At 64.7% G+C, this 5,468-nt stretch carries 3 protein-coding genes and 1 tRNA gene; 1 reads left to right on the top strand and 3 read right to left on the bottom strand.

Features of this window, described 5'->3' with window-relative positions; translation table 11 throughout:
* Positions 1-26: 26 nt before the first annotated feature.
* Positions 27-99: transfer RNA gene (locus LJE63_09595), tRNA-Ala, on the bottom strand.
* A gap of 132 nt (positions 100-231) precedes the next feature.
* Here LJE63_09595 and LJE63_09590 point away from each other — a divergent pair.
* A complete protein-coding gene (locus LJE63_09590; GenBank protein MCG6906868.1) occupies positions 232-1,968 on the top strand; it encodes a YcaO-like family protein in 1,737 nt (578 codons plus the stop codon).
* Between the two features lie 16 nt (positions 1,969-1,984).
* Here LJE63_09590 and LJE63_09585 read toward each other — a convergent pair whose 3' ends face one another.
* Together LJE63_09585 and LJE63_09580 are read right to left on the bottom strand one after the other, a co-directional pair.
* A complete protein-coding gene (locus LJE63_09585) occupies positions 1,985-4,231 on the bottom strand; it encodes a dynamin family protein (GenBank protein ID MCG6906867.1) in 2,247 nt (748 codons plus the stop codon).
* A 323-nt stretch (positions 4,232-4,554) separates the two neighbouring features.
* Complete coding sequence (locus LJE63_09580) at positions 4,555-5,124, bottom strand: YqgE/AlgH family protein (protein MCG6906866.1); 570 nt, start codon at positions 5,122-5,124, stop codon at positions 4,555-4,557.
* Between the last annotated feature and the right edge of the window lie 344 nt (positions 5,125-5,468).

The raw sequence follows: 5,468 nt of genomic DNA, 5'->3' as shown, positions 1-5,468 counted from the left end.
CCTCCGACAGGTTTCTTCTTTTAAAGTGGAGATGAGGGGGATCGAACCCCTGACCTCGGCATTGCGAACGCCGCGCTCTCCCAGCTGAGCTACATCCCCAGGGTAAAACAGCCCGCACCATAGCAGGTTTGCACCGGACGGTCAAATCAAAAAATCCGCCGCCCGGCCCTGGAAAACGATCGCCCAAACACCCCCACAACCGTCAAACCGCCATCCAGACTGGAGGAGATGATGCCCCCTCGGATTGTTTTAAAAGACGCTTTCAAAACCTTTACCCTGGATCAGGACAAAGTCCTGGCCCCCGAGGAGACCGTCCGGCGCTTCCGCGAGCGACTCAAGCAGGTGGATCTGGACATCCTGGCCGCCACCGAGCGCATCGACACCGGACGGCTGGGCATTCCGGTCTATTTCAGCCGCTGCGGCAAAGACGCGGCCGCGGTGATCGGGACCAAAAAACAGATGGGCAAGGGCGCCACCCCGGCCCAGGCCGAGGCCAGCGCGGTCATGGAGCTGGCCGAGCGCTTCAGCTTCTTCAGCTTCTGCCGCCAGGAGGGCCATTTCATCCACGACGCCGGCCGCAACCTGCCGCCGGACAAGGTCCTGGGCTTCGACCTGATCGCCCGCTCGGTGCACGACGACTCCGCCGACGCGGCCGTCGCCCGCGGGATCTTCGAATCCCTGCCCATGCGCTGGGCCTGGGGCTTCAGCCTGACCCGCCAGCAGGCGGTGCTGATCCCCTTCGACTGGTTTTTCGCCATCAACGAGTTCAACGGCCCCTCGGCCGGCAACTGCGTCGAGGAGGCCATCTCCCAGGGGATCTGCGAGGTGGTGGAGCGCCACGTGTCCTCGCTGGTCAGCCGCCGGCAGCTCTCCCCGCCGGCCATCCGCCCGTCCTCGGCCAGCGACCCGCTGGTTCTCGAGATGCTGGTTAAATACCGCGCCGCCGGGGTGCGCCTTTTCCTGTCGGACTTCACCCTGGAGATGGGAATCCCCACTGTCGGGGTCCTGGCCTACGACCCGGTCACCCACCCGGCTAGAAGCGAGATCGTCTGGACCGCCGGCACCACCCCCGACCCTCAGAAGGCTCTCAGCCGGGCCCTGACCGAGGTGGCCCAGCTGGCCGGGGATTTCAACACCAGCGCCAACTACGTGGCCAGCGGCCTGCCGAAATTCTCCAAGATCGCGGCGGCGCGCTTCGTCACCCACCCCGGCCGGGAGGTGGACATCCAAGCGCTCCCCGACCTCTCCGACGACAACATCCGGGTGGAGGTCGAAAACTGCGTCGCCGCCCTGGCCCGCCGCGAAATGGAGGTCCTGGTGATCGACACCACCCACCCGCTTTTGGGCATCCCGAGCTTTTACACCATCATCCCCGGGGCCCACTTCCGGGAGCGCGCCGAGGGCACCAGCGTGGGCATGTTCGCCGCCAAGCTGCTCACCGAAAAACTCCCCCCCGGCCAGGCGATCAGCGCCCTGGAGGATTTCGACCGCAAGCTGCCCGGCAAATACTACCTCAAGTTCTACCTGGGCAGCTGCCACCTGGACCTGGGGGACCCCCAAAGCGCCCTGCCCTGCTTTGAGAAGGCGCTGGATCTCGGCCCCCCGCCGGAGGAGGTGGCCAGCATCTACTCCTACCTGGGGGTCTGCCTCAAGGACCTCGGTCGCTACCGCGAGGCGCTGCGGGTGTTGGAAAAGGGGGAGCGGATCGACGCCGAGCGCACCGACATCTTCAACCTCAAGGGCTTCTGCCACTTCATGCTCAAGGAGCACCGCGAGGCGATCCGCAACTTCCAGCGTGTCCTGGCGCTCAACCCCGGCTCGGCCATCGACTACGCCAACATCGGCTCCAACTACCGGGAGCTGGGGGATATAGAAGAGGCCATCCGCCACTACGAGATCGCCCTTTCCCTGGACCCCACGATCGACTTTGCGCGCGACAACCTGGCGCGCCTCAAAGCGGCCGGCTGACCAGCGCCGCAGGCCCTCAGACGCCAGCCGCAAGCGCCGCCCGCAGGCGCGCGATGCGCTCGTTGAGATCGGCGGACGCCGCAGCCAGCTCCCCCAGGCGCTCCAGGGCCGTCTGCTTGTCGCTTTGTTTGCTGCCGATCAGTTCGGCCAGCTGGGCGCTATCGGCCGTGTAGGCCTGGAAGCGGTTCATCAGGAGGGCGTAGAGGTCGCCGGCCAGGGCGTCCACCAGCTTGAAGAGGTACTGGTACTTGAGATTTTCGCGGTAGTCCTTGAAGTGAAAGCGGATCACCGCCTCGGTCTCGCGCTTGAGCCGCAGCAGGCCGTCTTCCAGCGCCCGAATCTTTTCGTGGCCTTCGCCGCGCAGCGGCCGTTTCAGCAGCCGCCGGGCCAGGCGAATCATCCGGTAAAGCCCCAGGCGCACGGTGGCCTCGGTCTTGATTTTGGCGCTGTACGGGATGCCCACCACGGCCGGCGGCAGGCTCAGCCCGACGCTTTTCTTGACGGCCTCCAGCGCGGTCATCTCCACCCGTTTGCCGGCGGCCAGATCCAGCCGGATCCCGAAGCCGTCCATGGCCTCCCCGTAAGCCGTCAGGGCGTCCTGGACCATGGCGTCGTAGGGCCCGGCGACCGACTCGAGATAGCCCCGGATCTTGACCTCCAACTCGCGCACGAAGCGGATGATCTCGGGGTTGACGGACTCGGCCATGTACCCGTCCAGGGCCTGCTTGAACTCCTGGAAGACCGTGTAGAGCACCGGGTTGAAGCCGGTCTTCCCGATTGCCTCCAGATGGCGGCCGGTGTCGCCCAGCGCGTACTTGCGGATGAACCCCAGGATCCCCGTCACCACCGGCCCGGAGCCGGGGTCCAGCAGGCGGTCGACGTCGTTTCGCAGCTCGGCCTTGATCTTTTGCGCCGCGCCGTCCAGGGTGCTGCGGATGAGGCCTGCCACCCGCGCCATCTGCTCGCAGTTGAGGCCGATTTTATCCATCACCGCCTCGGCGCTCTTGGCGTCGCGGCCCAGCAGGTCGCGGGTGAGCGCGACCCGGTTGTTCAGCCCCGCGGCCACCACCGCCAGCCGCTCCAGCTCGTTTTGGAGCAGCAGGCTGTGGCGCTCCCGGGATAACTTTTCCCGGAGGTGGCTCATGAACGCGGCAGTCTGGGCGTCGGAGGCTTCGCTGAAGCCGGTTTCGGCCTGCCACTGGGCCAGCCGCAGGCGGTCTTTTTCGGGCAGCGCCGCAGCCTGGGCCTTGAAGAGGTTGTAGAGGGCCGAGAAGGTGAACACCTCGGGGTCGGGCTTGAGCAGCGCCAGCTCCTCGCGGGTCTTGCGCACCAGGGCCTCGAGGTTGGCCGGGGTGTCGTGCTCGTTGAAATCGCAGTTGACCACGAACACGATGTTCTCGAGGATGCCCATGCGGCGGATGATGGAGAGAAACTTGATGTCCGCCTGGCGCAGGCCGGTGCGGCTGCTGATGACGTAGATGATGAGGTGGGTGAGCAGCAGGTAGTCCTGGATCATGGCCAGGTGCAGGGGGTTGGGGGCGTCGCTGCCCTGGCAGTCGGCGAACTCGACGGTCTCGTCGAGCCCAGGCGCTGTGATCTCCAGCGAGACGTCGGTGAGGTAGCCGGCCAGGGCCTCGTCGCCGACGAAATCGCGGTGGGTGGCGAAGCGCTCGCCTTCAAAGACCCGGGTGACGGTGTCGTCCACGAGAATCCCCGCCACCCGTTCGTAGCCCTTGAGGTAGCTGGAGAGCACAACGAAATTGACGTTGCGGGCGTCGTTGGTGATCAGCTGTTCGTTTCCCAGGGCGCCCAACGCCTCGGTTAGGGCCGCGCGGTCACGCCCGCGGCGCAGGTCGAAGGGGCCGTTTTCGGCGGCGAGGTCTTCCAGGTCGGGGATCAGCGCCAGGGCATGGGCGATGTCGGCGTTGACCGCCTCCCAGGACTTGAAGGTCAAAGTGGCCCGCAGGCGCCGCCCGGCGCGGATGCGCGTGACGATCGAGGTTACCACCCCGGCCCCGCGCTTTAAGTAGTCGCCGCCGAAGAGCGCGTTGACGAAGGTGCTTTTGCCCGACTTGATGGGCCCCACCACGGCCACCCGCAAAATCTCCTCGCTCAGCCGGGTGCGGATCTCGGCGGTGGTCTGGGCCCACTCGGCAAACACCTGCGGGGCGATGCCCGGCACCCGGGCGCCGGTTTCCAAGAGGTCCCGGGCGGCCCGGGTGATCTCTATCAGCTCTTCCTTGAATGCCTGATGGGTCTCCATGGTGCCCCACTGATTTTTTTCTTTTTACCGCTTCAGCAATTTTTAGGGCGGCCCCCGGAAAAAACGGCCGCCGCCGGGTCCGGGTCCAAGACCCACGGGCGCTGATTCTTACAATGGATTCAGACGGGTGTCAAAACCAATCGCCGGCGCCGGAACGCCATCTGCCCCACTAAAAAAAGAAAACCCCGGGGCAGGTTCCCACCCCAGGGTACAACGCCGTTCGGTATCCTGATCGCCTCCCGTATAACGTGCCTGCAGCCCGGTTTCAGTCCACGGCCGCCAAAAACCGCCCGTCTGCCAAACCGCTTCCAAGCCCGACCGGGCTAGGCATGCCCTGCCGTCCCCGACAGCCAGGCCGGGTCGATCCCCAGATGCTCTAGTGCCTTGGCCCAGCGCTCCTCGACGGGCAGATCGAAGATGATGTCTTCCAGCGCCGGGCTGGTCAGCCAGGTGTTGGCCTTGATCTCGCCCTCCAGCTGATCGGCCCCCCAGCCCGCGCACCCCAGGGCGATGATGAACGACCGCGGCCCGCGCCCCACGGCGATGGCCTCGAGGATATCGCGGGTGTTGCTGAGGGCAAGCCCCGCGGAGACCCCCAGGCTGCCCTCCCACTCCAGGGGCTGGCCGTGGAGAATGAAGACCTCGCCCATGTGCACCGGGCCGCCGATGTGGATCGGAATGGACTGGAATTCGGGTACGTACTCGATTTTGAGCTCTTCGAAGAGGTCCTTGCCGCACAGGCTGGGGTGCACGCGGTTGATCACCAGCCCCAGCGCCCCGCCGGCGGTGTGCTCGCAGATGTAGGTGATCGTCATCGAAAAGTTCGGGTCCATCAGGGTCGGCATGGCGATCAGAAACTGCCCCTTGAGAGACCCCGGGTAATGGCTGTCCATCGCATACTCCTGGCTGGCAACGGCCCGGTTGGTGTGACGACAGGTTACAGGGCTTTGAGCGCCGTTGTCAAGAAAGCCGTCGAAAGAGGGGGACACCCTTCGGATTTACACATTTTGAGACGGGATCAATTTGGATATTATGACCAGGCTTAAAAGTTCCAGCATTGGCGCTGAGCAAACTGCCCGGCAGGGAATTTTGACTTGCCGACCGCCAGCGGTGGGATCTAAGGAGGTGCAGAGTTCGCGGAACGTTAGAAGCAAAAGTTCTAAGCGATCATAAAAGTGAAAAAATGAAGGGCGTTATATATTGAAATAGTTAGAGAATACACCTCCGAGAGTAGTAA

The organism is Desulfobacteraceae bacterium, assembly GCA_022340425.1.
Classification (GTDB): Bacteria; Desulfobacterota; Desulfobacteria; order Desulfobacterales; family JAABRJ01; genus JAABRJ01.
The sequence above is the reverse complement of the archived record's forward strand: the minus strand, read 5'-3'. Positions and strand labels throughout refer to the sequence as shown.